Annotated in this window: 24 protein-coding genes; 12 read left to right on the forward strand and 12 right to left on the reverse strand. The window is 55.1% G+C overall.

Translation table 11 applies throughout. The features are described 5' to 3' along the window. Positions 1 to 86: 86 nt before the first annotated feature. Positions 87 to 314, forward strand: coding sequence for a hypothetical protein (locus tag RDV48_20255; GenBank protein ID MDQ7825146.1), 228 nt, complete (start codon positions 87 to 89; stop codon positions 312 to 314). Then, positions 283 to 840, forward strand: a complete 558-nt coding sequence (locus RDV48_20260; protein MDQ7825147.1) for a nucleotidyl transferase AbiEii/AbiGii toxin family protein — start codon at positions 283 to 285, stop codon at positions 838 to 840. The genes RDV48_20255 and RDV48_20260 overlap by 32 nt, the downstream gene beginning before the upstream one ends. Positions 841 to 891: 51 nt before the next feature. Here RDV48_20260 and RDV48_20265 read toward each other — a convergent pair whose 3' ends face one another. Beyond that, positions 892 to 1,056, reverse strand: a complete 165-nt coding sequence (locus RDV48_20265; GenBank protein MDQ7825148.1) for a hypothetical protein — start codon at positions 1,054 to 1,056, stop codon at positions 892 to 894. Positions 1,057 to 1,138: 82 nt separating this feature from the next. Here RDV48_20265 and RDV48_20270 point away from each other — a divergent pair, with 82 nt between their 5' ends. Beyond that, positions 1,139 to 1,351 carry a hypothetical protein gene (locus tag RDV48_20270; protein MDQ7825149.1) on the forward strand — a complete coding sequence of 71 codons (213 nt, stop codon included), beginning with the start codon at positions 1,139 to 1,141 and terminating at the stop codon, positions 1,349 to 1,351. Here the strand turns inward: RDV48_20270 and RDV48_20275 are convergent. The 5 genes from RDV48_20275 to RDV48_20295 all read right to left on the reverse strand — a co-directional run bounded on the left by RDV48_20275 (position 1,313) and on the right by RDV48_20295 (position 5,001). Next, on the reverse strand, positions 1,313 to 1,588 hold the full coding sequence (locus tag RDV48_20275) for a hypothetical protein (protein MDQ7825150.1): 276 nt from the start codon (positions 1,586 to 1,588) through the stop codon (positions 1,313 to 1,315). The genes RDV48_20270 and RDV48_20275 overlap by 39 nt on opposite strands. Positions 1,589 to 1,732: 144 nt before the next feature. Next, entirely contained in the window at positions 1,733 to 2,110 is a 378-nt protein-coding gene (locus RDV48_20280; protein MDQ7825151.1) for an ankyrin repeat domain-containing protein, read from the reverse strand. Between the two features lie 392 nt (positions 2,111 to 2,502). Then, the gene (locus RDV48_20285; protein ID MDQ7825152.1) at positions 2,503 to 3,045 is read right to left on the reverse strand and encodes a carboxymuconolactone decarboxylase; all 543 of its coding nucleotides are present in this window, start codon (positions 3,043 to 3,045) and stop codon (positions 2,503 to 2,505) included. Between the two features lie 16 nt (positions 3,046 to 3,061). Then, complete coding sequence (locus tag RDV48_20290) at positions 3,062 to 4,777, reverse strand: thiamine pyrophosphate-binding protein (protein MDQ7825153.1); 1,716 nt, start codon at positions 4,775 to 4,777, stop codon at positions 3,062 to 3,064. Next, entirely contained in the window at positions 4,753 to 5,001 is a 249-nt protein-coding gene (locus RDV48_20295; GenBank protein ID MDQ7825154.1) for a hypothetical protein, read from the reverse strand. Before RDV48_20295 ends, RDV48_20290 begins: the two co-directional genes overlap by 25 nt. Positions 5,002 to 5,337: 336 nt before the next feature. On the opposite strand from RDV48_20295, the gene RDV48_20300 reads away from it, so the two are divergent. Then, entirely contained in the window at positions 5,338 to 7,704 is a 2,367-nt protein-coding gene (locus RDV48_20300; protein ID MDQ7825155.1) for an HNH endonuclease signature motif containing protein, read from the forward strand. Between the two features lie 85 nt (positions 7,705 to 7,789). On the opposite strand, the gene RDV48_20305 is transcribed toward RDV48_20300, so the two are convergent. Then, entirely contained in the window at positions 7,790 to 9,178 is a 1,389-nt protein-coding gene (locus tag RDV48_20305) for a DNA-binding protein (GenBank protein ID MDQ7825156.1), read from the reverse strand. Positions 9,179 to 9,364: 186 nt separating this feature from the next. On the opposite strand from RDV48_20305, the gene RDV48_20310 reads away from it, so the two are divergent. After that, positions 9,365 to 9,859, forward strand: a complete 495-nt coding sequence (locus tag RDV48_20310; protein MDQ7825157.1) for a GNAT family N-acetyltransferase — start codon at positions 9,365 to 9,367, stop codon at positions 9,857 to 9,859. Positions 9,860 to 9,938: 79 nt separating this feature from the next. Beyond that, the gene (locus RDV48_20315; GenBank protein MDQ7825158.1) at positions 9,939 to 10,286 is read left to right on the forward strand and encodes an STAS domain-containing protein; all 348 of its coding nucleotides are present in this window, start codon (positions 9,939 to 9,941) and stop codon (positions 10,284 to 10,286) included. 103 nt (positions 10,287 to 10,389) lie between these two features. Here RDV48_20315 and alsS read toward each other — a convergent pair whose 3' ends face one another. Further along, entirely contained in the window at positions 10,390 to 12,048 is a 1,659-nt protein-coding gene (alsS, locus tag RDV48_20320; protein ID MDQ7825159.1) for an acetolactate synthase AlsS, read from the reverse strand. A 35-nt stretch (positions 12,049 to 12,083) separates the two neighbouring features. Beyond that, positions 12,084 to 12,920, reverse strand: a complete 837-nt coding sequence (locus RDV48_20325) for a hypothetical protein (GenBank protein ID MDQ7825160.1) — start codon at positions 12,918 to 12,920, stop codon at positions 12,084 to 12,086. Positions 12,921 to 13,149: 229 nt separating this feature from the next. Between RDV48_20325 and RDV48_20330 the strand changes: the two genes are divergently transcribed. Continuing rightward, positions 13,150 to 14,409, forward strand: a complete 1,260-nt coding sequence (locus RDV48_20330) for a DEAD/DEAH box helicase (GenBank protein ID MDQ7825161.1) — start codon at positions 13,150 to 13,152, stop codon at positions 14,407 to 14,409. 35 nt (positions 14,410 to 14,444) lie between these two features. Here RDV48_20330 and RDV48_20335 read toward each other — a convergent pair whose 3' ends face one another. Beyond that, entirely contained in the window at positions 14,445 to 16,292 is a 1,848-nt protein-coding gene (locus RDV48_20335; protein ID MDQ7825162.1) for a hypothetical protein, read from the reverse strand. A gap of 126 nt (positions 16,293 to 16,418) precedes the next feature. Here RDV48_20335 and RDV48_20340 point away from each other — a divergent pair, with 126 nt between their 5' ends. From RDV48_20340 to RDV48_20350, 3 genes are read left to right on the forward strand one after another with little or no spacing between them, the layout of a single operon-like run. Beyond that, complete coding sequence (locus RDV48_20340; protein ID MDQ7825163.1) at positions 16,419 to 17,183, forward strand: flavodoxin family protein; 765 nt, start codon at positions 16,419 to 16,421, stop codon at positions 17,181 to 17,183. A gap of 51 nt (positions 17,184 to 17,234) precedes the next feature. Then, positions 17,235 to 17,579: a hypothetical protein gene (locus RDV48_20345; GenBank protein MDQ7825164.1), complete on the forward strand. Its 345-nt coding sequence runs from the start codon at positions 17,235 to 17,237 to the stop codon at positions 17,577 to 17,579. Positions 17,580 to 17,617: 38 nt separating this feature from the next. Beyond that, entirely contained in the window at positions 17,618 to 18,019 is a 402-nt protein-coding gene (locus RDV48_20350; protein MDQ7825165.1) for a hypothetical protein, read from the forward strand. Between the two features lie 45 nt (positions 18,020 to 18,064). Here the strand turns inward: RDV48_20350 and RDV48_20355 are convergent, their stop codons facing one another. Next, the gene (locus RDV48_20355) at positions 18,065 to 18,961 is read right to left on the reverse strand and encodes a zinc ribbon domain-containing protein (GenBank protein MDQ7825166.1); all 897 of its coding nucleotides are present in this window, start codon (positions 18,959 to 18,961) and stop codon (positions 18,065 to 18,067) included. 22 nt (positions 18,962 to 18,983) lie between these two features. After that, positions 18,984 to 21,704, reverse strand: coding sequence for a hypothetical protein (locus tag RDV48_20360; GenBank protein MDQ7825167.1), 2,721 nt, complete (start codon positions 21,702 to 21,704; stop codon positions 18,984 to 18,986). Between the two features lie 129 nt (positions 21,705 to 21,833). Between RDV48_20360 and RDV48_20365 the strand changes: the two genes are divergently transcribed. Continuing rightward, positions 21,834 to 22,211 (forward strand): hypothetical protein, encoded by a 378-nt coding sequence (locus RDV48_20365; GenBank protein MDQ7825168.1) that lies wholly within the window; start codon positions 21,834 to 21,836, stop codon positions 22,209 to 22,211. A 144-nt stretch (positions 22,212 to 22,355) separates the two neighbouring features. Continuing rightward, positions 22,356 to 23,774, forward strand: a complete 1,419-nt coding sequence (locus RDV48_20370) for a PP2C family protein-serine/threonine phosphatase (GenBank protein MDQ7825169.1) — start codon at positions 22,356 to 22,358, stop codon at positions 23,772 to 23,774. Positions 23,775 to 23,808 lie beyond the last annotated feature (34 nt).

Here is a 23,808-nt window from a genome sequence, read left to right on the forward strand (position 1 = left end):
TTTGATTGACTCCGAGGGCATCTTCCTGATATACTCACCTGAGAGGGCCCGATCAGAGGTCCTTTTCCAGGCTGCAGGGGGTATCCATGGGAGACCGGGAAAAAATCGAAGGCAATTTCCAGGAATGGAGCGAGCTTATGGACCTGGGCTTTGAAATGGCCCTCGCAGGCATGGGCCGCCATGGAACTGCTCACGATCCCCTGGATGGCTATAAAAGACGCTGGGCGCGCTGGCAGGAGGATCATCTCAAGGCCGGCATAAGCTACCTGGAGGTAATAACAGGTGCAGCGGGGAATAAGCACGATTCTGACTGACAGCCTGAAGGCAGCTCTCGAGGTGCTGAACGGAAACAGGATACCCTATGCCCTTATGGGAGGGATGGCGCTCCAGGTATGGGGCCGCCCCAGAAGCACCAGGGACATCGATATTTCCGTGGGACTCGACGACCTCACTCCAGAAGAGTTTATCTCCCTTGTCGGCAGGTCGGGCTTTTCCTTCAGAGATTCAAGGACGCTTGGAGAGTCCATGCTGATCCGTTTCGAGCGGCGGGACGGACCGACGGGAATAGACGTTGAGATTGATTTCTTCACTGCCGGCACCGAGTACCAGAGAAGGGCCATAGAGCGTGCCATTGCCATAGAACTGAGGGGAATGCCGATTAAAGTTGTCGCCCCGGAGGACCTTATCATCCAGAAGCTTGCGGCAGGAAGAGTAATTGATGAGTATGATGCCCGGGAGCTGGCAAAGGATCAGTCGGGAACCCTTGACTGGGCTTATTTGAATGACTGCGGCGCCCTGCTGGGGATTGAGGACAAGATTTCTGCCCTTTGCCCAGCCTGAGGACTGGGGATACCAGGAGGATTTCTCCCTGATCCCGGTTATCCTGCAGCTCTAGCCTGCGAATGCTTCCGTAACAGCCCTCGCTATCAAAAGTCCCATGGTTGCCAGGCATCCCGCGGCAGAGGCCATGACAGAGAGCGCGCTCGATGCACTGATGCAGGGATCAAGGGTGCCTGCTGTCGTCTGCTGAAGCGCCCCCTCCCGCGTTCTTTGCATAGTATCTGCCAAAAAAAAGGGAAAAGTCATGGCGGCGACTAAATATCAGCCGCCGAATAAATCGAATGCAAGGATAACTACCATGAAGCTGACAAAAGCGACAGAAGGTCATTTCAATACCCATACCAAAGAATTCCACAAGGAAGAGCCCAAGGAGAGCTGCAATTTCCCCTATATCGAAGATGAGGTCATCCTGAGCTGGAAAGAGGCGAAAGAGCTGGGCGGCGATCCATGCGGCCACTGCTTCCCCGATGAATCAAAGAAGAATGACACCGGGAAGAAGAAAGCGAAATAGCAGCACGAGGTGGTACCGATCTGGGAAACGCGATGCATCGGGCTGGGTTATCACGGGGTCACCTATGGTCAGATCGCGGCTCTCAAGCAGCATCGGGGCGAACTTCGGCACCGCGGCGCCAATTTTAAAGACCGCTCCCGGCACAAGCCATTCCTGAATCTGCTTTTTTGGGGGCAGCACGCTGTTGAGCATGCGGATCTGAGAGTTGTAGCAATTGTTTCGGACCGTATCGTACATATCCTCACCATGGTCATTGAAAGATTCATGGAGGGCGTTCTTTACAAGCTGCTCTTTCTATTTCTGCGTCATGTTCAGGCGGTAGCGGACGATCTTATGGCCCTCGCCAATGCACCGTTTCTGCATCGAGTCATTCCATGTGCCCTATTCTTTCGCTCCCTTTGACTTGAGGTACTCCGCCAGCTCCGTCTTCCCGCTTTCAAGCGCGATCTTGAGGGGCGTCTTCCCGTCGGCAGTCTTTACGTTGAGATCCGCGCCCCGCTCGACGAGAAGCTTGACGACGGGGGTGTGACCCTGGACTGCCGCGATATGGAGGAGGGTCCTGCCGTCTTCTCCCGGTTTATTGAGAAGCTGCGGCTTTTTATCAAGGGCGCTCGTGACTTTTGCCACGTCGCCGGAGGCAGCGCCCTCGGCAAGGCTCTTTCTCTCTACTTCTATGATAAAGATATTATCGTAAATCCATACCATCATGATAATAAGCAGGATGGCAATAACCGAGGCGGCGATATGCTTTTTCTTCATCGAGGGTTCCTCCTGTAAGCTGCTGAGAATCTTCTTATACCTGATTTATCATTCCTGCCCCTTTATCCTGCCGTGAAAGCATGGCTTTTCAATGAGCGCTGGGAGAAATAATTCCCTCGCAGAATTTCACCTGAGTTATGGGAGGTGGGGGGTATGACCTCCATGTGTCACTGTATCCTGGTATATTGGGGGAAGAAACTGGCTGGCACAAGCGTGAATTAAGACTTAAGAGGCCAGGGGCCATTCTCCTCTTCAGCAAACGTTTGATTCTGTCCCTACGGGTGTAGCGGAACACAGACAGAATCTGTTTGCCGGGAGAATGCCCCTGGCCTCACGATGCAGTGTAAAGCCCGGCAGCAAAATCCGGAGGTGGCCCTGGCTTCTCACACGATTTACCGGGGCATCTCGACATCAAATCCCTGGTTTATTGCTGAGAACATCTGGTAAAAGCCCGAGAGCACCACAAGCTCGACAAATCCCAGGATGCCGCAGCTTCTGATTGCCCGCCCCTGTACTTCATCGGGTATGCTCTTCCAGGCGAGTGTCTCCTTGAGCACCTGGGACGCCGTCTGATAGGGCTCAGGAAGATGCGGGGAGGCAGCGGCGAGGCCCTCTTTCTTCAGCAAATCGGTGACCTCCCGGGGGACACCGGCAGCCAGGGCATGCTCTACATGGTCTGTCCACTCAAAATCCGCCCCCGTTTCCTTTGCCACAGCAAGCACTGCAAACTGGTACACTTCCCGGGACAGGTGTCCTTCAAACTTCAGATAATACCCAAGCTCCTCAACCTTCTGACAAAGCACGGGGTGGTTCATCAGGGCGGCATAGGGCCCCCCGAAGGGAGCGCCCCTCTCTTTTCTCCGGGTGACCATGGCCTCATAAATCGACCTGTCATGGCCATCAAGATTATCAGGGCTGAAAGGCAGTCTTGCCATAAGATAATCCTCCCTGCTATTCGTGATAGGACCAGGCCGCAGAAGCCGCAGACCAGTCTTTTACCGGCGTCTCACAGCGCTTGTCCGCTTTCACATCGATAACGGTCGGTCCCTTGCTCTGCATGGCCCTTTCAAAAGCCGCCGGAAGCTCATCGGGGAGGGAAACTGTGATGCCCTGAGCGCCCAGGCTTCTTGAGAATCCAGCCCAGTCAATGTCTGGCAGGGTGGTGAGCTCATCGGGAACGGGTCCTTTCTGATGAACCCGCAGCCAGACATTGCCCAGCGCGGCGTTGTTGATCACCAGATAGACTATCGGCAGTTGATAACGGGCTGCTGTCGCTATCTCAATACCATGCATATGCATGCAGCCGTCTCCTGTAATGACGGCAACCTTCCTGCCTGGCTGTGCGCACTGAACACCGACAGCGGCGGGGATTGCCCAGCCCATGGGCCCCAGGTTGGTTGCGGAAATATAGGTCAGCGGCTGATAGGAGCGCCAGTAGTGCCCCGCAAAAGCACGATGGGCGCCGGAGTCGATGAGGACAATCCCGTCACGGGGGAGCGCTTTTCTCAACTCGCTGATGGCGCGGGCCGGGTGAATTGGAACTGAACCGCTTTCACAGTTTTCGGGATCCTGGAAGCGTGGCTGCGCCTTGATGCCGGCAAGCCATGTTTCTCTTTTTCCCCGCGACAGCTCAAGCGATTCGCCGATCTGACCGGTCCGGCTTTCCAGCCAGTGAAGGTATGTTCCGACATCGCCTAAAACAGTGCTTCCCGTCAGATGGGTACCCATGGCAAAGGTGCTGAGATTGACGCAGATTGATCTTTCAGGGGACAGCTTCAGTGACCATTTCATGGAGTCACGCTCATTGAGACCCGATCCGAGCACTATAAGCAGATCGGGTGGAGTATCAAGAAGAGCCATCCTGGAATGGTGCGTTCCTGCATAGCCGAATACCCCGAGAGACAAGGGGTGATCCTCGGGAAAGACCCCCTTGGCACGAAGGGTGGTGGCAACGGGAACAGACCATTTTTCGGCAAACTTTATCAGAGCCGGGGAGCTTCCGGAGTGCTCCACCCCGGCACCGGCAAGAATGGCAATTCTCACTGGTCCATCCCCTTTTCCCTTGAAATGGCTGAGTGTCTCTTCCGCGGCATCCAATGACAGCACACCGGCATGTTCAAGCTCCCTGTTCAGCGGCTGATAGGCTGCCGTGACATCGGCCGTCTGGCTGTCCTGAGGGAGCGAGAGATGCACAGGCCCTGCGGGCTCGGTGCGCATATGGATTATTGCGTGGCGCATCAGGTGCGGCAGGTTTCTGGGATTATCGACAGAGCTCGAGTAACGGGTGACCGGCTTCAAAATGGCGACGTCATCGAGTGTCTGGCTGCTCGCATCCTGGAACATGCCAAGGCCTTCAATTTCTGTGGCGGCTTCCCCACTGATCAATAAAAGCGGAGATCCATCTGTCTGTGCCGTGGTTACGGCAGTGACGGTATTTGCCGCGCCGGGGCCTCCGATGCAGAGAGCGGCTCCGAATTTACCGCTGGCGCGCGCATAACCATCTGCCATGTAGGTAGCGCCGCCTTCCTGGGCGGCCACAATCGGCCTGAGCGCCGCCTGCCGGCCAAGAGCGCCCAGGAAGGGATCTACCAGCCCTCCCGGCACCATGAACAGATGATCAATTCCCTCGCTGACAAGGCAATTCAGCACAAAATCGGCACCTTGCATAAAATCCTCCTCTTTCCCGCCCGGAGCAGACAGGATGCCTCTGACAGGCAGGTCTCACAGAGCACCCTGACTCCGGCGGGAAGCCCTCCCTCATAATCGGCGATGGATTTCGTGACAAGTATTTCCCCAGGGCCCGCCCCGAAGAGAGAGGCAAGCGCCTCCACCATTTCGACCCTGGTGAAGATCCTGTCAAAAAAAGATCCTGCCAGAACATAGTCTGCCATATTTTCTCACCAAGGAACAAAGATCCTTCAGAGCCCTGATTGACCTCCCGCGGGGATGCATGCAAGCAAGAAGGGCCACCAGATATGGGCCGGGCAGAAATATTTTTTTTTCAGCCGAGAAAACGCTGTCGGGCTTACTGCTCGTTCCGGATGGCCGCAGCAGGGCAAAACATGCCAGTGGTGATGACTTAAGAGCCTTCAGGGTCATTTTTGACCTTTTTGTCCCTTTTCAGCCCGCCAGAGGCTCTCTGGTAACAGCCTCAAAACCTCTTCATTACTGGCTTTTTGAGGGATGCTCTCTTTGCTTTTTTTCACCTGATATGTTACAATGAATATATGGATACATTTGAGCTCTCCACCACTCACTCAATTTTTCTTCCTGATGAAGAGGAGCTTCTTCACCTCGGTAATTCTATTTCTTCGAAGGACTGCGAGGATCTTCTTCTGCTTCCCGAGCCTTATGAGCTCCCCGCCGAGGCCCGCGACAGGGCGGAGCGCCTTGTGAAGATAAGCAGGGATGGCCTTCTCCCCGAGGCCGAGAAGCTCACGGATAATCTCACCCTGGGACCTGCCCTCATCGACAGGGATGAGCGGGCCTCCCTGATAGACTTCACCCTCTGCAAGGCCATCCGCGGCCGCCTCGCCCTTGACCTGGTCCTTGGCGGCCTTCTTGTGAATCTCAAGATGAAAGGAGTTGATCATTTAGGCTACCGCTCCATAGCAACCTTTGCTGCGGAGCACCTCTCGATGTCAGGGCGCACTGCGTCGGAGCTGATGCACAATTATATGCTTCTCGAGAGTCTTCCCCTCACCAGGGAGGCTTACCTTCAGGGCAAGGTGGCCAAGAGCGCCCTGAGGCACCTTTCGAGGGTCATCACCCCCGAGAGCGAGGCGTCGTGGATAAAGGAGACGGCGCATCTTTCAATGAGCGCCCTGGAGCGTAAGGTGGGGGAGGTGTGCGCGGGAAAGGATCCCGCGGCTCAGGCTTTTCCGGCAGAGGACGCCCAGGCACCAGACGGCGGCGAAAATGAAGGAGTGATGATGTATTTCCGCGTGTCGCCCACCCTTGCCCTCACCTGGGACTTCGCCCTCTCCCTCTTCCGTGATAAGGAGCACTATGACGGTCCTGTCGCAGGCTTCGTCGAGGCCATCCTCGCCAACTGGGCGGCCTCTGGAAAATTCGCCTGTGGTCCTGCAGCCCTTGATGAGAAGGGAAGCCTCCCGGTATTTTACAAGAGTCGTGAGGCAGGGAAGGATTCTCGTCCCGGCACAGAGTCCGTCACGGGCCCGGCACAGGCAGAGGCTTTTCCTGGAGATACAGGGAGCACCGCCCCGGAGGCAGAGATCTCGCCGTGGGAGATGCCGTGGGATATATTCTTTCCTTCGTGGCTTGAGGAGACCCGGCGGGGCGGGAAGCCCGGCAGCGGTTCTGTCAGGGCCGTCGCGGAGAGGCTCATCAGGGCCGCTTCGATGCGCCAGAGACTTGAAGTCGCTATCGGGATGCTGCTGCGGGCGATGCACTCCAGGCAGCTTTTCACCAACTTTGGCTTTGAATCAATCGAGGAGTATGCGCAAACACGGTGCGGCCTCTCAAGGACCCAGGCCCGCCAGTTCATCACGGTCGCCAATGGCTTCCGCCGCCATTCGCTCACCGAGAAGGCCTTTAAAAACGGCACCATCACCAGGGAGCAGGCAAGGCTCATCCTTCCCCTGGTAAACGGGAAAAATGAAGAAGCCTGGATAGAATATGCCGCGTCTGTCCCCACAGCGGACCTCCGGGAAGAAGCAGAGCGCATCGCCAGGATCATCGAGTACGACAGCTTCGCGGCGGTGAACTATACCCTCCTCCCGGGCTTCCGCTATATCAGTGATGAGCGCTCTCATGAGCTTCCCTTCGAGGTAAGGGACGCCATCAGGACCGGGTCGTGGTACGGCGGCCCCTCGCAGCCCCCGGTGTGGCCCCTCTCCGAGGATGACGAAGAGCTCATGGAAGCCCGCGACAGGCGCTTTGACGAGCCCTGGAAGCATTTCAGCGATGTTGATGAGATGCTTGCCGCCGAAGCGACAATAAAAGTTGAAAAAAATTCCGCGCTGTGTGCAAGTCTGAAAGAGGCCCGGGATATCTGCACCATCCCTTCAGGCGCCAATCCCGAGGAGACATTTCTCGTGGATATCATCCAGGGAGGCAGTCCGTCGCCTTCAGGGAGGGGCACCATGACCATCAGGTTTTCTCTCCCGGAAGAGCTCTTCGAGATCTGGAGCACCGCCGCCCGGGCTTTTCTGCATCTCACCGCACAGGCAGAGGCTGCCGGGGTGGAAGATACCGCGATCCCCCCCGTTGAAACATTCCTTGCCGCCCTGCTGGCAGACTATCTCGCCACTGAAGGGCATTTCCAAAAGGCTGCCCATCACCACAGGATCCTCAAGCGAGACCGGTTCCGCTGCCAGTCCCCCGGCTGCCGCTGCCGCAGAAACTTGCACGTTCACCACCTCATCAGGCGCTCCCAGGGCGGCACCGACGACCCCTGGAACCTTATCACCCTCTGCGAGGCCTGCCACCTCCACCTGATCCATGGCCTCAGGACTCTCACCATCAGGGGAAGAGCCCCCTTCGAGCTCACCGTCACCTTCGGAGCATCCTCTGAGAGCGAGCCCTTCCTGGTCTATGACAAGGGCGTGAAGACTTCCAGAAAGCACCTGTAAGCAACCCAATTGCCTCCGAAAATGCTCTGCCGGGAGCATATCTCTGCGGACGACTGAATTGTCATTCCGATGTTTCCGTTCAGCTCTATTTCTCAAGGAAGCGGAGCTCAGGGCAGCCGCTTCTCGTGTCCATGATCCTGGTGAACTCCACACCGTCAAGCGATCCGATTATGATCTCCGCTGTCGTGTAAACCCGGGAGCCTTCCATAAGATGGCCTCCCACGGTTCTTCCCTGGCTGTCCGAGAGGGAGATGTGAAGGTGGCTTCCGCCTGATGAGGATATGGTTCCCCCCAGGGAGACTATCTCGAATCTCCCCTCGAGCTTCGAAGGCTTCTCCATGCCGGCATACCGGATCGAAGCGGCGGTGAGGCTCCCGCAGCAGGTGGCCACGAAGCCCGAGATGATGCTCCGCTCCTTTGCAAATTTTTCGATCTCCTGGTAAAGGTCGCAGCCCGGGGCGAGCCTGAGGCCGTAAAAACGGGCAGATTTTGCTCCGGTGCGCTCACTCGCCGCTGGAATATTCTTGATGGCTGCATTTTTTGCACGCTCTTCAAGCATCTGCTCATGGGCATCGTCATTTGCTTTCCTTGCGGCCAGGAAAATGGGATCGCTCTCGCGCTCACGATGCCAGGGGCTCCCGTAGAAGTCTTTCAGGATGGTGCCGAAAAGGCTCACTGTCGCCTTGACGTCAGGATCGTCCCGGTGCTCGGGCTTGAGAGAGAAGTTGGGCTCGGCGCACTGGTAGCGCTTCACGAAGGGAATATCTGAGTCGACCATCGGGATCTTCCGTGACGAGGCTCTCCACTCCAGGAAATCCTTGATGGCGATGTCGGGGTATCCGTAGCGGATTCCGCTTGAAATGTCTTGTATATCGTCAATCTTGAGCCCCTGCTCTTGCGCCCTTTTAAAGACCTGGGCGTTCCAGCTTTTTAAAGCCTCCCATCCCGATGAGGCCTCAAAGGGGGTGTAAACGCTGAAGCCTGTGAGGCGCGAAATGCGCTCGAAGCCGTGCAGGCTCTCGATGCCCACCATCATGCAGCTGCAACCGGGAAGAGGAATGCCTTTCCCGATCCTCAGTCCCCGGGGAGCGAGCATGGTGTTGAGGGACTGGAGAACCTTGTCGTCGCCGGGACGGGGATAGGCCACGAAGAACTCGGTGAAGCCTCGCGCCCCCGCGAGAGTGAGGACTATGTTGGCCTCGACGAAATAAGAGCCGAGGCGGGGGCCAAGGCGGTTATAGATCTCCGCCACAATCTTCGAAGTCTCACGGCCCGAGAGGGGGGCCGGAGGGGAGGGAGACGAGTATGGCTGGGACTGTGACGCGGATGGTGTGGCCCGGGAAGATGACGGGGACGGCGTGGCTTGAGAAGATGACGGGGATTCTGCGGCAGTGCAGGGATAAGAGGCAAGCCGGAAGGCGGCCAGCAGAATTGCTGCAAGGACCGTACAGAAGGATGTCGTTGCTTTGCTCATCAGATTACTCCTTTTCCTGGGGGTTGCTTTTCATTCATGGGAAGGCACTCCGGTTCCAGGGGCCTGGAGGCAGTTGTCCCGGGGGATGAGCACCTGCCCTTTGCCTCACTCATTTATTATCCCCTCCTGCCTTTGCCAGAATGTTGCCATATCATTGCCGGGATGTTACCATGTGGAAGATTGGGAGTGATCGGGAAGAAGGATTTAGAGGGGAAGTGTGTAAAACTCCATGAAAGCCACCTCTACGAAATCGAGAAAATGATAGTATACAGCGATTCTCTCAAAGGCGTGACTGCTGACAGGCTTCAGGGTTTTTTTCATGGCTGGCCCACCAGGCCTTCTCCTGAAAACCACCTTGAGATTCTGAGGCACAGTGATTTCGTCGTATCTGCCGTTGACAACAAAACAGGGAATATCGTCGGCTTTATCACCGCAATTTCGGACGGCATCCTGTGCGCTTACGTGCCGCTGCTTGAAGTGCTGCCCCACTATCAGAGAAAGGGCATCGGCTCCAGGCTCGTCAAGCTCATGCTTGAGAAACTCAAGCATTTATACATGATTGACATAATATGCGACAAGAATGTCAGGCCGTTTTATCAAAAACTCGGGATGACTGAAGCAGGCGGCATGATAAAGAGAAATTACGAGAACCTGTCGGGCATTCCGCTGAAGCCGTTGTGAATTACCGCCTATAAGCCCCGAGGTGATTGCCGAGGTCCGGGAGGGGGCTGTCCCTATTTTTTTTACGGAGCGATATGTTATGGAAATCAAAGAGAGCAGAACGGGGGAAATCCTGGTCCTCGACATTACAGGGAAACTTGATGCCATCAGCTCTGAGGCCCTCAACAAAGAGCTTGCCGTGGTGATAGAGAAAGACAGGAACCTGATAATAAACTGCAAGGGCATCGATTATATAAGCAGCTCGGGAATCCGGTCGCTCCTGCTGGCCGCAAAACATCTCAAGGAGAAGGGGCACTTCGCCCTCTGCGAGCTCAGCGAGAGCGTCAAGGAAGTCTTTGAAATAGCGGGGCTCATGAAGGTGTTCCCCATATATTCACAGCTCAGCGAAGCCGTTGAGGATTTCTCCCGGCATGCCGGCTCCCGTTGAAAACCGCGCAGAATTTACCATGGTGCCGTCGTGCCTGAAGTTGCCTCGAGGGTGCAGTGTATTCCCTGGATTGGCGCCTGCGTGGCCGGTTCTCTGACAAGCCCTAATGCCCGATGTTCTGATCGGTCGCTTTGAAAAGCTCGGGGTTATCGGAATAATCGATGGGCACCTCCACAATGACCGGGCCGGTCATCTCGAGGGCCCTGGTCAGGACATCCTTGAATTCGTCACTGTGATTGATGCGGAATCCATGGGCGCCAAAGCTTTCGGCGAATTTCACGATGTCCACGTGACCGAACCGCACGGCGCTCTCACGGCCATACTTCATCATCTGCTGCTCCATCACCATATCGTAGGAGCCGTCGCACCATACGAAGTGCACGAAGCTCATTTTTTCCCGCACCGCTGTCTCCAGCTCCATGGCTGAAAAGAGGAAGCCTCCGTCACCGGAGATGGAGATCACCTTTTTCCCCGGGCGGGCAAGGCATGTCCCCATGGCCCATGGCAGCCCCACACCCAGGGTCTGCTGCCCGTTGCTGAAGAGCAGGTGGCGCGGCGCATAGGACCGGAAATATCGTGCAATCCAGATATAGTGCGAGCCTATGTCGCTTATTACCGTGACCTCGTCATCGAGGGTCTTTCTCAGATCATGGATAAAGCGCAGGGGGTGCACCAAGGTGCCGCTGCGGTGAGCGCCCGATTCAAACTTTTCATCGAGCTTCCGCTGCAGATCGTTTATGAAGGGGATATCATGAAGACTTTTGCGCCTCACAAGCAGCGGGGCCAGCGCGGAAAGATTCCCGGCGATGTCGCCGGCCAGCTCAATCTGCGGCAGATAGGCGGTGTGAATGCTCGCCCCGTAGTAATCAATATGGATGATCTTTTTCGCTCTGGCGGCGTTCCATACCTCGGGATCGTACTCGATGGGATCATAGCCGACAGTTATCACCACGTCTGCCGCGTCGAGGAGCGCATCGCCGGGCTGGTTCCTGAACAGGCCCACGCGCCCGATGAAGCAGTCTTCACGCTCACGGGAAAGGGCGCCGGCCGCCTGATAGGTGCCTATGGTGGCAAGGGGGGCCTGTCCCAGCAGCTTCCTTATTGCGAGGGCATTTTTCAGCCTGCTTGCCTCGAGCCCCAGGAAAAGCAGGGGCTTCTTCGCGTCATTGATCATCCGGGCGGCACGCTCCAGAAGGGAATCGGGAGCCTTGCCCAGCTCCAGGGAGGGAATCGGCTCATGGGGCGCCATATCGGTCTTCTCCTGCAGCACATCCTGCGGAAGGCTTATGAAAACGGCCCCGGAGCGGGGTTTGTTCGCGATGCGGAATGCGTTCTCGACAATCTCGGGGACGTTCTCCGCCATGATCACCTCCATCCCCAGCTTGGTGACGGCCTGCATCAATCTGAGATTGTCCACATTCTGGTGCGTCTCCCTGAGTTTTGTGCTCCTGGGCACGCTTCCTCCCAGTGCAATGACAGGATCGCCTTCAGTGGTCGCCGTCAACAGCCCCGTTGCCAGGTTGGAGACTCCGGGCCCTGACGTCACCACCACCACGCCGGGCTCACCGGTGATCCGGCCGTAGGCAGAAGCCATGAAGGCCGCGTTCTGCTCATGACGGCAGACGATTACTTTAATGGGAGAGTCCAGAAGGGAATCAAAAAGGAGATCAATCTTCGCTCCCGGAATGCCGAAAATATATTTCACCCCATGCCTGACAAGGCACTCTACAACCAGCTGAGACGCTGTTTTCATTTCACCCATGGGCCACCTCCCTGTGGTCAGTGTGCGGCAGATGCTTATTTATTCTCGTAGTCGTCCAGTCCGCTCACCGTATAAATATCGGCCCTGACCGAGCGGATGGCGGTCCCCCCGGTGAACAGGTGGAGCACCCTGTCGGCCTTCTCAGGTCCTGTCTCTTCGATTTTTTCCACCCTCCTCTTCAGGGTCAGTGCATGGGTATGGCTGCTCAATGCAGTGTCTGCGTCAAAGGGGTTTTTATACAGGACCACTTCGAGCTGCGCATTGATCTCACCGAAGCGCGCTTCTCGATAATCGGTGAATGCGCCGATGATAAATGCCGGCACCTCATTGGATCTTATCTCCGGGAAAGGGTAATAGTCCTCTTTATGCTCAAAAATGGCTTTCCCGTCTATGGGAGGCTTCCCGATGACCGTTCCATGCACCTCGGCAAATTCCGCCACGCCGACAAACACGGCGGGATGCCTGAGCCTCCCGTACAACGCGTCAAAAAAGTCCATAAGGGCAAGCGGAGAATCACCCGCCTGATAATTCACCCTGTGGCTGGGCTCCACTGCGTGGGGAACAAGAAACATGCCTCCGGTCACGAATTCAGGACCGCTTATTGTACGGTTATAATCAGGTGAAGAGCTGTCCGTTGAGTTCGCATAACAGATCCCGTTCACCATCAGAGCTTCACCGAGTGAATATATGTCCCTTGGCGAGGCCAGCTCAAATCCGTAGTGGTAATCAGCGGCTCTGAATTTTCTGCTGAGAAGCGCTTCGGGTATTCGCGCCGCAATGACATCAGCCACTGAGCCGATATGACCGAGCCTCGCTGCTCCGCTTCCCAATGATTCCACTGCTGAATCTGGAATATGTATCATCTTTTCCATACCTCCTCCTGATGGGTATTCCCTATGCAGGGCTCTCTCCCTCTTTCCTTGACACAACCCTCAATAGGGTGTATGATGAGAAACGTACTAGAGATGAAACATTGTCAGAGAACTTATACTCAAGAGCAAAACCCCGATTGAACTTCTCTCCTGATTTCGTTCTCACTGCCGGGTTCCTCCTCACGTACATATCAGGATTAGTAGCTTGACACTACAAAAAGAGGTAAAAATGCCATTTGAACGTTTAAGTATTATCGCCCCGCTCCGGCGGGCACTGACCAGGGAAGGCTACACCGAGCCCACGCCCATACAGGCCAAGGCCATACCGCACCTGCTGAAAGGCCGGGACCTTATGGGCATCGCCCAGACGGGCACCGGAAAGACCGCTGCGTTCGTACTGCCCATATTGCAGAGAATGTCTGAAGAGACCAAGGCTCCAGCTCCAGGATATCCGCGGGTGCTTGTGCTGGCGCCCACCAGGGAGCTTGCGGCGCAGATCGGGGAAAGCTTTGCCACTTACGGCCAGTTCCTTCGATTCAGGCATGTGGTGATATTCGGCGGCCTCAACCAGGGTCCCCAGGTAAGGGAGCTCTCACGGGGCATAGACATTCTCGTCGCCACCCCCGGCCGGCTTCTCGATCTTATGAACCAGGGATACGTGCATTTGAAGGCCGTGGAGTATTTTGTCATTGATGAGGCCGACAGAATGCTTGACATGGGCTTTATCAACGATGTGCGCAGGATCGTTTCCGCCCTGCCGGGGAAACGCCATTCACTTTTTTTCTCGGCTACCATGTCACCCCAGGTAGGTGAGCTGGCAGATACAATGCTGAAAGACCCGGTGCATGCCGAGGCGGCTCCCCAGGCAACGACAGTGGAGCTTGTGAAGCAGTCCGTGTTCTTCGTGGATCAGGCAAATAAAGAGCATCTGCTGGTGGAGCTTATTAAGCAGCATCATATGACATGCGCCCTGATCTTCACCCGCACAAAGCATCGTGCGAACAAGGTCGCGCTGATGCTCAACAAGAATAATATCCAGGCAGACGCCATCCACGGCAACAAGTCGCAGACCCAGCGGACCAGGACCCTGCAGAATTTCAAGTCCGGCATATCAAGGGTTCTGGTGGCGACGGATATTGCGGCGCGTGGCCTCGACATCGAGAGCATTTCCCACGTCATCAATTATGATATGCCCGTCGAATCCGAGAGCTATGTTCACCGCATCGGCCGCACCGCCAGGGCGGGAGCAGAGGGGAACGCGTATTCCTTCTGCGCGGCAGACGAGCGCTCTTTTCTTCATGAGATTGAGAGGCTGATACGGATGAAGATAGAGGTCGCCACGCATCGGTACCATTCAGAGCAGGCAAGGAACGCAGTCGGAGCGGCAGCAAGGCCTGCCCCGAAGCAGGCGAGGAACGCATTCGGAGCGGCAAGGCCTGTCCCGAAGCTGGCAAGAGCCACGGAGAGAAGCTTCAAGCCGCACTGGTGAAAACAGGCCTGGAGCAATGCCCCTGGCCTCAAAGCTTACCAGTTAGCCGTGAAACCATCTTCTTCTTCCAGGATTGAGAACCCGTATGGAGGTATGGTGAGCTTCCCGTAAGTAACAGGCTCTCCGCTGAAACTCTTGAGCACCACCAGAGGCTTCCCTTGATCGCTGACAAATGTGCGCTTTTCTACAAGAGGCTGGAGCACAAGGGCATCAATATTGCAATATGACTCAGAGCTTTGAGAGATGCGCCTCACGGTGAGCTCATGGCTTCCCGCCGCGAAGGCTGCCGGCTTCATCGGCACCCAGGCGAGGCATCCGGAAAGCGGGGGCTTCAGGTGCACCGCAGCATTGCCGTCAATCGAGCACCATACCCCGGCATCATCGGTTGAGCTCATTACCAGAGAGGGAATAACCAGGGTTTCATCTGCAGTGGTGAAAGGAATCACAAGGGTCCCCCTTCCCTCGATTCTCATCACGGCATTTTTCGAGGGAATCCCCCTGTCTATCGATGAGGATTCCCGCACTCTCACCGTCCCTTCCGTTCCCCTCCCCCCTTCCGCCTCCCACAGGGCGAACGACGATTTTCTCTTCTCCCTGTATGCCAGGTATTTCGCCGCTTCCCTGCATTCCCCGATGGCCATGAGCGCAAGGAGCCCTGATACGGTGGCCTCGGCTCCGGAGTTCCTGTTGAGCTTCGGCCCGTCCACCCCGTCATAGACCCTTCCCGTCGAAGCATCATAGACAGCAGATCGTGCGCTGTTGTTTCCCATGAGCCACGAGGCCATGAGCCCTGCCATCACTGCATAATGCGGCTTTCCTGTCGCATGGTGGAGCTCCACGAGGCCTCCCGTGAGGACCTCGCAGCCATAGGGCTGCGAGGGAGAAGGAAGGGGAGCCGGCCCCAGGCCGAAGATAATGCCCTCCGAGGCGAGAAGATGAATCACAAGATTATTGGCTTCACGCTCTGCAGCGGCAATCCACTCCGGGTGCCCCGCCAGTCGCCCCGAGCGGGCAAGAGCCATCATCTGCCGCGAGCCCCACGCATGCCACACCGTGGGAGAAGGAAGCCATGAGGGAAAGGAGCAGTAAAGCGGTGACGAGGGATCGTTGCCCTGGGCAGCGAGTATCCCTTCTGCAAGCTTCTCCATGAGGCTTTTTATCACCGGATCACCGTCGGCCTCATAAAGAAAAGAGAGACTGTAAAGGGCAAGCGAAGTCTGATCGGTCCCTTCACCGATAAGCCAGCGCGGGTGCTTCCAGGGTCCGTCGTTTTCAAAAGTGCCGTAACGGGCAAGGGGGCTCCTCTCCCCTTTAAGATATTCAACGGTCCTGAGGCAGTGCCTCCTGAGCTTCGCGGCATAAGATGCGTCAATGGAGCGGAAATGCCAGTACCCCTCGGCAAGGGCCCAGAAGCCCCTGATGGTCCAGAAGTCAAGGGATGCCCTGCTGGTGGGGCCTTCCCTGTTGATGGTGCCGTCAGGAAAGATGAAGTTGATAAAGAGCCCCCCGGGAGTCTGCATGGACATCACGAACTCAAGGGCTTCCCTGGCCCGCGAAAGCGAGAGGCTATCGCCTTTCTGCTTATAATGCCTGAGGTACACTATGGCAGCGCGGGCCACATCGTCAACACAGCTCACTCCCTCATCTGGATCGGTGACATGCTCATAAGGCTCCGAGGGATTCCTGCCCGGTTTTGAATAAATTACCCATACGCGGCGCCGCGTCCCATCCTTTAAAGCAACAATGGTGCTGAGACTTTCAAGATGACTCAGGTTGATCGCCGGGGGATTCCCGCTCTCAAAAGCTTCTGCCCCCGGCGGAAAGCCGGCAATCATCAGAAATAAGACTGCCGCGGCAATAAGCCTGTTTCTCACTGTGCCCATAGATTCCTCACCTTATGACCTGTTTCTCCCTCTCAGCGGTGGAAGCCTCTTTTTGAAGGATTTCGGCCATAGACAATGTAACCTCTCTCATTGCAGATGTCCGAGATTCTCCAGGAGGAAAGAGCCATGAAAATACTTGGTATCAATGGAAGCCATCGCCCGAATGGCGCTACAATGAACCTCACCAGGAAAGCGCTCGAAGGGGCACATTCCGCAGGCGCTGAAACGGAGCTGGTAATGCTCTCGGAGCTTGAGATCAGGTACTGCACAAACTGCCTGAAATGCTACAGTGACATAGAATCTGACATTGCGCCCTGCAGCATCGATGATGGCGTGGGGAAGGTTCTTGAGAAGATACGGGATGCCGACGGGATCATACTCTCTTCACCGGTTCACAACGGATTTGTCACCGGCCTCATGACGACTTTCATGGAGCGCATCGCCTGGAGGCTCTGCCGTCCCACCGGTGAGATCCTGGGGCTTCGTGGTATCCCGGCTCCCAGGCTCACTGAAAAAACCCGCGCTGTGGCAACCATAGTGAGCGCCGGCTGCATGCCGACAAAGCTGAGAAAATTCTGCGACACGGGGACTCCCTGGCTGAAGGAGCAGGGCGCGATCTGCTTTAACGGCGAATGCGTAGCCGATATGTATGCAGGGGTCGTGCTTGACAGGGAACTGGAAAAAGATGAGTGGGCAAGGATCTATTTCATAAGAAAGCTTTCTGAAAAACAGCTCCAGGAAGCCTTCGGGATTGGAGTGAAGATGGTAGATGCGATAAAGAACCACAGGATCAGGCCAGCCAATCTTTCCGGCATGGTAGGAATATTTTCCGACACGGCAGCCAGAGTGCTCAGCAAGATCATCAATCCCTACGAGATCAAAAAAAGCTAGCGAGCCGGAATCTCAATTCTCATCAAGCAAAGAAAAAGGAGACATACCACAATGAAAAGCGCATTCGTTGCCGCTGTAATAGTCCTGTTTACCCTTTTCATCCCGCCGGCTTCAGCTGAAAAGGCCGGCCAGGTTGCACGCCAGCCCGCCGGGGAGGGCCTGTACGCCCAGAGAGCACCCGGATCGGCAGAATCGAGAGGTTTTCTGGTGACTGCCAGTTTCTCAGAAGCTATCGCTGGCCCTGTCATGGATTATCTGAAAGCTAATGGTATAAAAGCCTCTGCAACAGCACTGCCGAACAAGCGCGGCTATAAAAAAATCCAGATTTCCCATATTTCAAGGACAGGGCAGAGGCCGAGGCCTATGCAGGTAAGATTGAAAAGGATCTTGCGGTAAAATTTCAGGTCGAGGAGACATCCAATGATTATCTTATCGTGGAAGGAAAAAGAATCGGTCCAATCTCAATCGGCCTTGAGGAGAAAGCTGTCATCGCGATCCTCGGGAAGCCTTCGTCGCGCAAGGGATATGAAGGCGGCACCTCCGTTCTGGTCTTTCCCAAAGAAGGGTTTCTGGTGGCGATGACTCCCATGAGAGAAAAACCTTCAATGAAAGCGACTGACATAAGCACGACCAATTCTGCATACAAGACAGGAAAAGGAATTCATGTAGGCAGCACCGCGGCGGAGGTCACCAGGGCTTATGGCACACCGAGAGTCAGCTCCTACGAGGGCAAGACCTCCTATGCGTTTCTTGACAACAACAACTATCTGGTCATTACGTTCGAATTATCGGGAGACAAGGTTTCCAAAATAATGGTGAGCTACCTGGAAATGTGATCGGATTCGGAGCCATTCTGCTCTCCTGATGAAATCATTACGCATTCAAGTCGCCTGGCCATGCGGTAGTTGCTGACATTTTGCACCGCACCCGACACAGAATTTATCGCCTTCCTTGAGGCGGGCGCCGCACTTCGCGCAGACGGGTGGAGCCGGAGCCGCAGGAGGGGGCGCCGGATGCGCGGGTGCCTCGTATTTTGTACCGCAGGTTACACAGAATTTGTGGCCTTGCTTGAGGCGGGCGCCGCACTTCGCGCAGGCAGGACGGGATGGCGCCGCAGGAGGGGGCGGCGGAGGCGCATGTGCCTCGTATTTTGTACCGCAGGTTACGCAGAATTTGTGGCCTTCCTTGAGGCGTGCGCCGCACTTCGCGCAGGCAGGCCGGGATGGAGACGGAGGCGGCGGAGGTGAAGAGGGACCTGTTTCAATAGGCTCTGCCTTAGATCCTTCAGGCAGCCAATGGAGGGGAGCGGCAGTCCAGGGAAAGCCCGCAGGCGCATCCTTAAGGCCGGCACTCTGGGACCAGGCCCTGTTCGTAATGAGAAGTGACGGATTTTCGGCGCTCTCTTCAGGATAAATCAGGAATGCTTTTTCCACCTCTCCACCCTGGGTCAATGAGCCGCTGTAAAAATTTCCTTCAGCATCGCGGTAAAAAACCATTTCATGACCTGAGGTATCCACAAGCTTCACCAGTGAGCCAGAAGGAAAGCTCATAGAAAAGGCTTTCCACGAGCCGCCCGGTTCTGTGCCCGCTTTTCCATTGATGAGCAATGACGGCACGGCAAGGGCTTTGAAAAGAACAGTGTTTTCGATCCAGCCTGACGATCCCGAAATGCTTCCCAGGGCAGAATATAATGCAGAGAGCGGTTCGCCGTCGGCAGCTGACAGGGCGATCTCTCTCCAGGGATTCATTGGCTCAGGCTCAGAAGCATTACCCACCATGGCCGCTCCTTCTTATTGTTGTTCACCATGCGACAGGATTGCCCACGGTTGGGACAGCGGTGTTATTTTCAACAAGGTATCTCACTCCCTCCCCGCTCCAATGGATGTGATGGCGATCATAATCTCCCGCGTCATTCAGCACACGGGCTTCTCTATAAACCCCTATCAACAGGCTTGCAGCAGTAGTTTCTCCTATCGCATTCGCGTTTGCGCCAAGTAAAGTAATCCACCTCAAGCAATCCATGGCTGTCATCCAACCTTTTGCAAGAGCCACGGCATAAACCGCATTGGTCAACAATGCCAATGACACATGGACTACCGAGACATAGGCGACCTCGCTTGCCATAGTGTCAAGGCCGTCAATATTCCTGTAAGCCGGTGACGACCAGTGCTGGCTCCACCAGGGATCTATGAATCGCGGCTCCCCCGTCGCCGAAGTACCTGAAAGGTACAGACCGGTAAAATGATGAGTCATGATAATCAAAAATATCACTGAATATTCCTGGAATTCTATGCCGTTCATTGAAAAGCAGGCGTCTACATCAAGCTGCCTCCATCCTGCTCCTCCAGCAGTATCAGGGCCGAAGCGCCTCGTGGCCATGAAGTTACGCAGCCTTGTTGCATAATCAGAACAGATATAATCGTTAAACAGCGAATTATTGAAAGAATGAACAATGTTCACGAAAGGCCCTCTCAGCATGGGAGGAAGAAGCGGCACCATCCCTTCAAAAGCCGGATTATCAAGGTTGATTTGAGCCCGGCGGTCATAGATATCGGCAACCAGCGCCCTTGCATTGGCGCCGACATCTATGGTGAGATCAAGTGCCTCACTGACAGAAGCCTCACTATTATACCGGTCTGCGGATAAAGGCCTGGAAATCCCGCAGATCACCCTGAATCGGGCATCATTGACATTCTGCCAGTTCATCCCTGAGTAGCGGAGCGTCCAGACCTGTGTAAGCCCCCTTTCGTCGGTAAGGTATTCCTCCGGCCCTTCTCTCGCCAGTTGTCCACTCCCCTGGCTCTCCACCCTGAGACGGACATGGACTCCCCTGAGTGCCTGCCTCATCGAAGAAGAGAGCGCAACGAACGCTGATGCCTCCGAGGTGCCGGGCCGGCGGCCCGGGTATATCCACAGTTTCAGATAATGAAAGAGCGGATGGACTTCTATGTTATTGCACACCACAAGCCTTCCCTGGCCGCCCTCACCCTCGGCGGGGCGGACTCTCGCCAGCGCATGAATGTTCAGTATGTGGCCTGCATTCACCTCCGTATAAAGCATTGGCTCCCTTGCCCTTATGCTCACTCTGCGGCATCCCTTATTCTTCCTGTCGGCATTGAATGCCTTGTCATCTGCATCTTCTTCAACCAGGTAACGGATGAACCCGATGGATGTGGTCGCCTCAAGCAGATGGGGGCCGATCCCGCGTCCATCCAGGCTGATATCGACAAACTCCGCCTCCTTGATCACCTGCTCTCTCGGCGGACGGGCATCACCCCTGACGCGCACGTAGAGTATGGCTCTTGCTTTATCCTCGCCATTCGCTATGAACTCATTCTTGTTGATCATTACTGCGTCTATCTGTCTTGACGGCATTTGTTCGGGCTCAAACATGGCGGCTATCTCCAGGACCGGCGGCAGCACCTCTATCTCAGCCTTTGCCGTGCTCGCTCCCTCCCGCGCTTCTATGGTGAGGGTGACCGGGTCGGTGAATGCGCCGACCATGGAGACAAAGCACTGTATCGTTCCCGTCCCGGTGAGCGGGGTAACCTGTATCCCCTTGCAGCCGGCGGGCAGAGTGATGGTTATGGCTGCACCAGGCGCAGGAAGCGGAGCAGTGCTGCCTGCTGCCACTTTCCAGGCAGAGGCGTCGAAGGGCGCGGGGTGCCCGGCGGAAAAATCGATTTTCTGGGTGCTGAGCTTCAGAATATAGCGGAGCACGTCGCCAGGTTTCGCTTTTTTCCCTGATTTCACTGCTGCTGCAATAATCGCGAGAGTCGCGGCAACTAAAGCGACGGTAAGCGCAAAGCCGCCGGCAGTTCCGGAATCATCGGGCGGTGGTCTGGTGTAGGGAGGATGTGCCGTCATGGGAAAGGGAGCAGTCGCAGCGGGAACAGGCGGCTCCACGACCGTCGTCCATTCAGGAGCATCAGTCGATATGCCATAGATGGCCAGGACGTCGTAACCGTATGAAGAGCGGTGATCACTCAGCGGAGTGAGATCATAAAGAGATTTCTGGTAATTTGTCGTGTCATAGTCGTTGGGAGATCTGAAGAGGTAAAGCATGAAACACACCTTATACCCGGAAGGCACATCAAGGGCGAGGGAAAATGATCCGGCTTGAGACGGGGCAGCAATGAAATATGACTTTGCCAGTCCTTTCTGCTCCAATCCAGGCAGATCAGAGGTGGGGCCCCAGGGACTGTCCTTATTGATGCAAGCGAGATACACTTCAAGATATTCCGCTAATTCGGAAGAAGCATTGGCATCACTGACCCGTCCTGAGAAAGTGACCCTCTCCCCCTTTGTCTTGTATTTAATCTCGTAATCGCGGATATATACGTTGCCGGAGCCTTCCCTGTCGGGGATTTCCCTGTCCTGCGGCGCGGAGAGCGAGAGGCCCGTGATGGAATACTCCACACTCATGCCTCCCGGCCTGTTTTCAAAAGTCTCGGAATAGACCCTGCAGGTGAGAAACGCAGCAAAAAACAAGATCAAAAACAGGGAAAATCTTTTTCTCATAGCTCTTTCTTCTCTAAGGACGGCTCCCATCTCCTTTATTATCCAAATCCGCTCCCCTCTCAAAGGATTTTCCCCTGACCTCGCGAAGTAGCCTCACCTCATCTGCGAGGTACAGAGGGAGGAGGGCCCATGACAGAACCTGTCAATTTCTGCCCCGGCTGCGGCGAAAAACGCAGGAAAGGCGCGGCTTTCTGTGCAGAATGCGGCACCTCATTCGAGGAGAGGGCTTCTGCTGAAGCGGCGGTCACGCAGGCAACAGTGCCGCAGGCAGCGGCTCCTCAGGCAGCGGCCCATCAAGGGCAGGCGCCCCTGGCAAAATCTCCGCCGCGCACCGGAGCAGGAATATGGTTCTTCATCGGCTGCCTGTCTCTTGCACTCACTCAGTTACCAAAAGCCACCGATATGGATATGATGAACGGCGGCTATGCCCTCATCGTCTTTGCAGGCTTTCTGACCTTTGTCTCATTTCTCGCCGCACTCGTCTGCCACAGCCGCAGCCGCTCTTAAAAGTCAATACATTATCAGGCTCTATTATGCAGCACGTTGTGTGCCGGGCATTTTCTTTTTCCCCTGATACGCCGAAAGGATAATTGTGCGATAAGGAGAAGTTTCCTTGACTCTCAGCGCTTTTGGAGGTTGTCAATTTCTTCCATGCTTGATAAGCAAACCGTAGAAAGACGCTTTATCAAAGAAATAAACTCTTCCATGGAAAAGGCCGGGCTTTATTCATCCATCCTGGCCTTCTCCAGTGTCATGATAATTTTTCTTTTGAATTTTCTTTACCCTTCAATGAACCTCTGGCTCCCCGGTATCTTTGTCCTGCTTGCAGGAGGCCATGCGTTGATGATATTCATGATAGCCAGAAAATGGGGATTTCAAAAGAAGACGGTATATGTGATATTCTTCCCGATGCTTCTGCTGCTCACTGCTTATTTTGTCGTGTCATACTGGTGTTTTCCCGAGGAGGCCCCGAGGTACCTTTCAGGCCCCTTTTCCTTTTCATACTTCATCCTCATCATTTTCACCGGTTTTGTGCTTGAGCCGAAGCTCTCATATTATATCGGCATCCTTTCCGCAGCCGCGTATTTTCTTGTGTACCTGCTGATGAGAGACCAGATGGTGACTTCTCTTTCAGCAGCCCCCTCGTCACTGTCCTCCTTCGCCACTCCCATGGTGTTCATATTCAAAAGTATCTTCATGATCTTCGCAGCCTATCTTGTCGGCACGATGTCCCATATCTTCAAGCGGCTGATATTTGAAGTTCTTGAAGAAGAGAGAAAGAAGAATATCGTGGCCCTGGAACTGGCAGAAACCACAGCGGCAAAAGCCAGAATTGAAAATGAGCTGAAAGTGGCTCACGACATACAGATGAGCATAATGCCGAAGAATTTCACCCCCCTGCTCGACGGCCATGGCTTCGATGTGTATGCCCTCATCAAGCCTGCCAGAGAGGTGGGAGGAGACTTTTACACCTTTTTATTTATCGATGATGATAACTTCCTGTTCACTATCGGCGATGTCGCGGGGAAAGGCATCCCGGCAGCCCTTCTGATGAGCAAAACGGTTACCCTCATCAGGACGCTGGCTCTTGAAAAACTCAGTACCGATGAGATTTTAAGGAAAGCTAACGAAGAGCTGTGCATCGATAATGACTCATGCATGTTTGTTACCGTGTTCTGCTCCATATTGAATAAAAAAACCGGTGAAATGACCTTTACCAACGGGGGACATAACATGCCGGTGATTATCCGCAAAGACGGCGGGTTGAGCCTTCTGGATGATGCCCGCTGCACCTGCCTGGGATTGGAGCAGGATGCCCGGTATGAAAAATCCACATTGATTCTGCAGCCCGATGAGTGCATCTGCCTTTATACTGATGGCGTCACCGAAGCTTTAGACAAGGACAGTGAATTGTTTTCCACGAAAAGACTCATTGAGCTCCTGGAAAAGCACAGGAGCCTTCCTGCGAAAGAGATGGCGCAGAAGATTTTCTCATCGGTTGAGACCTATTCCCATGGCGTGGACCAGTCCGACGACATTGCGGTTCAGATTCTAAGATTCTATAAGTAGATTGAGTGCCGCTCCCTGACCTGTGGCGTATTCT

This window comes from Candidatus Eremiobacterota bacterium (assembly GCA_031082125.1).
In the GTDB taxonomy this organism is placed as follows: Bacteria; Vulcanimicrobiota; CADAWZ01; order CADAWZ01; family Ess09-12; genus Ess09-12.

Bases quoted from the DNA above. Each gene is read 5' to 3' on its own strand.
- RDV48_20265 (MDQ7825148.1), bottom strand. From the start codon at position 1,056: ATGCAAAGAACGCGGGAGGGGGCGCTTCAGCAGACGACAGCAGGCACC.
- RDV48_20290 (MDQ7825153.1), bottom strand. From the start codon at position 4,777: ATGCAAGGTGCCGATTTTGTGCTGAATTGCCTTGTCAGCGAGGGAATT.
- RDV48_20280 (MDQ7825151.1), bottom strand. From the start codon at position 2,110: ATGAAGAAAAAGCATATCGCCGCCTCGGTTATTGCCATCCTGCTTATT.
- RDV48_20285 (MDQ7825152.1), bottom strand. From the start codon at position 3,045: ATGGCAAGACTGCCTTTCAGCCCTGATAATCTTGATGGCCATGACAGG.
- RDV48_20300 (MDQ7825155.1), top strand. From the start codon at position 5,338: ATGGATACATTTGAGCTCTCCACCACTCACTCAATTTTTCTTCCTGAT.
- RDV48_20255 (MDQ7825146.1), top strand. From the start codon at position 87: ATGGGAGACCGGGAAAAAATCGAAGGCAATTTCCAGGAATGGAGCGAG.
- RDV48_20325 (MDQ7825160.1), bottom strand. From the start codon at position 12,920: ATGGAAAAGATGATACATATTCCAGATTCAGCAGTGGAATCATTGGGA.
- RDV48_20345 (MDQ7825164.1), top strand. From the start codon at position 17,235: ATGAAAAGCGCATTCGTTGCCGCTGTAATAGTCCTGTTTACCCTTTTC.
- RDV48_20295 (MDQ7825154.1), bottom strand. From the start codon at position 5,001: ATGGCAGACTATGTTCTGGCAGGATCTTTTTTTGACAGGATCTTCACC.
- RDV48_20275 (MDQ7825150.1), bottom strand. From the start codon at position 1,588: ATGTACGATACGGTCCGAAACAATTGCTACAACTCTCAGATCCGCATG.
- RDV48_20335 (MDQ7825162.1), bottom strand. From the start codon at position 16,292: ATGGGCACAGTGAGAAACAGGCTTATTGCCGCGGCAGTCTTATTTCTG.
- RDV48_20315 (MDQ7825158.1), top strand. From the start codon at position 9,939: ATGGAAATCAAAGAGAGCAGAACGGGGGAAATCCTGGTCCTCGACATT.
- RDV48_20305 (MDQ7825156.1), bottom strand. From the start codon at position 9,178: ATGAGCAAAGCAACGACATCCTTCTGTACGGTCCTTGCAGCAATTCTG.
- RDV48_20330 (MDQ7825161.1), top strand. From the start codon at position 13,150: ATGCCATTTGAACGTTTAAGTATTATCGCCCCGCTCCGGCGGGCACTG.
- RDV48_20365 (MDQ7825168.1), top strand. From the start codon at position 21,834: ATGACAGAACCTGTCAATTTCTGCCCCGGCTGCGGCGAAAAACGCAGG.
- RDV48_20270 (MDQ7825149.1), top strand. From the start codon at position 1,139: ATGAAGCTGACAAAAGCGACAGAAGGTCATTTCAATACCCATACCAAA.
- RDV48_20340 (MDQ7825163.1), top strand. From the start codon at position 16,419: ATGAAAATACTTGGTATCAATGGAAGCCATCGCCCGAATGGCGCTACA.
- alsS (MDQ7825159.1), bottom strand. From the start codon at position 12,048: ATGGGTGAAATGAAAACAGCGTCTCAGCTGGTTGTAGAGTGCCTTGTC.
- RDV48_20355 (MDQ7825166.1), bottom strand. From the start codon at position 18,961: ATGGTGGGTAATGCTTCTGAGCCTGAGCCAATGAATCCCTGGAGAGAG.
- RDV48_20360 (MDQ7825167.1), bottom strand. From the start codon at position 21,704: ATGAGAAAAAGATTTTCCCTGTTTTTGATCTTGTTTTTTGCTGCGTTT.
- RDV48_20370 (MDQ7825169.1), top strand. From the start codon at position 22,356: ATGCTTGATAAGCAAACCGTAGAAAGACGCTTTATCAAAGAAATAAAC.